Origin of the sequence: Methylacidimicrobium tartarophylax (assembly GCF_902143375.2) — a bacterium.
GTDB classification, from domain to species: Bacteria; Verrucomicrobiota; Verrucomicrobiia; order Methylacidiphilales; family Methylacidiphilaceae; genus Methylacidimicrobium; species Methylacidimicrobium tartarophylax.
In genome coordinates this window covers 1-2,963 of sequence record NZ_CABFVA020000096.1, presented here as the reverse complement: position 1 = coordinate 2,963, position 2,963 = coordinate 1, and the positions used below count along the sequence as shown (strand labels likewise).

Here is a 2,963-nt window from a genome sequence, read left to right as displayed (position 1 = left end):
CGGATCACGTAGGAGGAATAGACCTTCCCGTTGCGCCGCGTGCGGACCTCCTGCAAATGCATACCTACATATTACCCGCTTGATAGCTTGCCTCTCAAGTGAATATTCGATAAAATCGGTCCTACACAAATGCGTAAAAGTCATTGATGTATCAACAAAATGGTCAAAAACCTGCGGAAGATCGGCTCGACTCCCCCTCGTGAGCTGATTGGCGGAGTGTCCAGACAATGATCGTTTTCACAGACGAGGCCGCTTGCAAAATGATAGCATACAACATACAATGCTATCATTGATGGCTTGACACGCAAGGGAATGACAAATGGCAAATGTGACCGTAAGAAATCTGCCTGATGCCGTGCATCGCGCTCTTCGAGTACGTGCCGCCCATCACGGCCGCAGCACCGAGGCGGAAATCCGCGCCATTCTGGAAATGGCCGCTTGTCCGCCCGAGCGCGTCAAACTCGGTTCCTTGATGGCTTCCATCGCCCGCGAAGCGGGTGGCCTGACGGATGCCGAAGCTGAGCAGTTCAACCAGTTCCGCGACAAAACGCCAGCTGAGCCGATGAGCTTTGAATGATCGTCATCGACACCAACGTGATTTCCGAGCTGTGGAAGATCGAGCCGAATCCCAACGTGCTGGCCTGGATCGACGCGCAGGCCGTTGAAACGCTCTATCTGTCGGCCATCACCGTGGCCGAACTGCGCTATGGACTCGCGACCATGCCCGAGAGCAGGCGCCGCAGGCTCTATCAAGAGCGGTTGGAGCATGAGGTGTTGCCAATCTTTGCAGGCCGCGTGCTGTCCTTCGATCTGGATGCTTCTCAAGCCTATGCCGACTTGATGGCGCGGGCGAGGGCAGGGGGCAAAGCCATCGGCAAGGTAGATGGCTATATCGCCGCCACGGCCGCCGCGCACGGCTTGATCGTTGCCACGCGCGACACCAACCCTTTCGAGGCCGCCGCGCTGAAGACCATCAATCCATGGGAGGTAGCGCCCTGACCAACCAGGAGCGAAAGCCCATGGAAAACGGCCCGGGAAGCGGGAGAACCGACGCCATGGGATGCCGAGGAAATCAAACGGAAGGGTCGCAAGAATCCGCTACAAACCAGCTCCCGGCGTCCCGCGCCGTCCGATAGATAACAGTTCGGAACATGAGCAGGGGAAACGACACGGATTAAAAACGGTAGCTGATCGCCATGACGCCAAGAGGCACATAGATCCAACCTCCGGACAAGCCGGCGTGTGGGGTCTCATTCAAGGTGAGATCGGAACCAGAGCCAGTAAACCCGTTCAGACCACCGAGGAATCGGAAAAAGCCCTCGACGCTGATCGACCACCGCGTCTGAGGAATGTAATACCGGAGACCGCAAGTAGGAGCAAACCAGTAGCCCCAAACGTCTCCGTGATTGATGCCCGCGCTTTCTGCGTTCATGATGACCCCGCCTGCGGCGAAGCCGACAAATGGTTCGAACCGATCCTGGACCACCCGATAGCCCACCTCTCCTCTTAAACCCAAGAAGCCTAGATCGATATGGCTAGCGCCCTGATTGGGGGCAAAGGAGGAAAGCCCCACCCCAAGATACGCACCCACAAAATCGGCATCGAATGACCAGTGGCCCCAGCGCTCCGGATCGAACCAGCGGTATCCTATCGAGAGAAGTCCGGTGAAGGCGAAGTTGGCGTCGGTTTCGACCGGCTCTACCGCACCAGTGATGTTGTCGACCACGTCGCCGCGATCGTATTGAGGAAACCCCGTACCCGCCCCGATTGCAAGGAACCAGCTGCCTGACGAGTGTGTCGACCTGCTGGGCACGTCCGTAAAGAGTAAGGGACTCTGAGGTTTGCTACTTCGTTGTGTTTCCTGGAGCGACACCGCATTTTCAGGTAGCGCCGGCTCCCCCAAAGGAGCAGAAAGCAGGCACGGCGCGGCAAAGGCCAGGGGTGCGAGGCCGGCGGCGCATAACGGCAGGAGAGAAGCGTTCATGGGCTCCTTGATTTTGAGAACAGGGATCGGGTGCGGCAAGTTGTCTTCGGCCGATGCCCCAGGAAGGGAAGAGGCCGATGAGGATTAATCGGGCGATGGCGACAGCAGCCGTGGAACGGCCCTTTCCCAGGGAATCCGATCCCAGGAGCTGACGGCCGCGGCCACGGCGGGCGTCCCAGCAAAGAGGAGAAGGGCGGCGGCGTAGGAATGGGTCGTTGACTGGACCAAGCCGAAGCAGATGGGAAGCAGGAAGCCGCCGACTCCCCCTGCCGCCTCGACGAGGTCGGTAACAAGGCCGATGCGTGGTCTTAACAGAACTTCCGAACGAAAAGTCAGCGAGACAAGGGATGAAGAGGAAAGAGTGAAAAGCGGGCAGCCAGAATCTAAATAGAGATTAACTCCTTTCTTGTTGGTGAGTCGTAAGCTGGTGTGCATCATCTAAGCCGGTGTATACATCCAACGCGTCCGACGCATCCAGAACGGCAAGACCTACGAGTCGGTGCTTCTGCGGGAGTCGATCCGCACCCCGAAGGGACCTCGAGCCCGGACAGTTCTTCATTTGAACCGGGTGCCGCCGGAACTCCAATCAGCCGTCATCGCGGCTATCGAGGGCAAGGAGATGGTTGCTCTGCCGGATTGGGAAGTCTCCCGAGTCCTGAACTACGGGGCTTTGGCGGGAAACGCAATGAGGAGGCGATCCGGGAGGAAGCATCGTTCGACGGCTGGTCTCTTTTGGAGACCGATCTGCCCGTGGCAGAAGCGGCTCCCGAGACGGTGCTCCCTCATAACAAAGATCTTGCGGCCGTCGAATCGGCCTTCTCCGATCTGAAAAGCTCGCTTGAGGTCCGCCCCGTCGATCACCGGCGGCAGACCCGAGTCCGCAACCGTGTTCGGATCTGCTTCCTGGCCTACTGGCTGACCGCCAAGCTTTCCCAGGAATGGAAGAAGCTTGGGATGGCCGAAGACGTTCCTCGGATCC

At 58.4% G+C, this 2,963-nt stretch carries 4 protein-coding genes and 2 pseudogenes; 4 read left to right on the top strand and 2 right to left on the bottom strand.

Annotation, left to right across the window (positions count from 1 at the left end; translation table 11 throughout):
* Positions 1-319 precede the first annotated feature (319 nt).
* Both MAMT_RS08685 and MAMT_RS08680 read left to right on the top strand, forming a co-directional pair.
* Entirely contained in the window at positions 320-577 is a 258-nt protein-coding gene (locus MAMT_RS08685; protein ID WP_142660602.1) for a FitA-like ribbon-helix-helix domain-containing protein, read from the top strand.
* Positions 574-999: a type II toxin-antitoxin system VapC family toxin gene (locus MAMT_RS08680; protein ID WP_142660600.1), complete on the top strand. Its 426-nt coding sequence runs from the start codon at positions 574-576 to the stop codon at positions 997-999. The genes MAMT_RS08685 and MAMT_RS08680 overlap by 4 nt, the downstream gene beginning before the upstream one ends.
* 175 nt (positions 1,000-1,174) lie before the next feature.
* Here MAMT_RS08680 and MAMT_RS08675 read toward each other — a convergent pair whose 3' ends face one another.
* A complete protein-coding gene (locus MAMT_RS08675) occupies positions 1,175-1,813 on the bottom strand; it encodes a hypothetical protein (protein ID WP_142660598.1) in 639 nt (212 codons plus the stop codon).
* Between the two features lie 255 nt (positions 1,814-2,068).
* Positions 2,069-2,422: a hypothetical protein gene (locus MAMT_RS08670; RefSeq protein ID WP_142660596.1), complete on the bottom strand. Its 354-nt coding sequence runs from the start codon at positions 2,420-2,422 to the stop codon at positions 2,069-2,071.
* 16 nt (positions 2,423-2,438) lie between these two features.
* On the opposite strand from MAMT_RS08670, the pseudogene MAMT_RS12035 reads away from it, so the two are divergent.
* Positions 2,439-2,585 (top strand): annotated as a pseudogene (locus tag MAMT_RS12035) (IS1634 family transposase N-terminal domain-related protein); the annotation flags it as partial.
* A 35-nt stretch (positions 2,586-2,620) separates the two neighbouring features.
* Positions 2,621-2,963, top strand: a pseudogene (locus MAMT_RS08665) (IS1634 family transposase); the annotation flags it as partial.

Excerpts from the sequence above, each read along its gene's own strand:
- MAMT_RS08685 (WP_142660602.1), top strand. The coding sequence starts at position 320 with ATGGCAAATGTGACCGTAAGAAATCTGCCTGATGCCGTGCATCGCGCT.
- MAMT_RS08680 (WP_142660600.1), top strand. The coding sequence starts at position 574 with ATGATCGTCATCGACACCAACGTGATTTCCGAGCTGTGGAAGATCGAG.
- MAMT_RS08670 (WP_142660596.1), bottom strand. The coding sequence starts at position 2,422 with ATGATGCACACCAGCTTACGACTCACCAACAAGAAAGGAGTTAATCTC.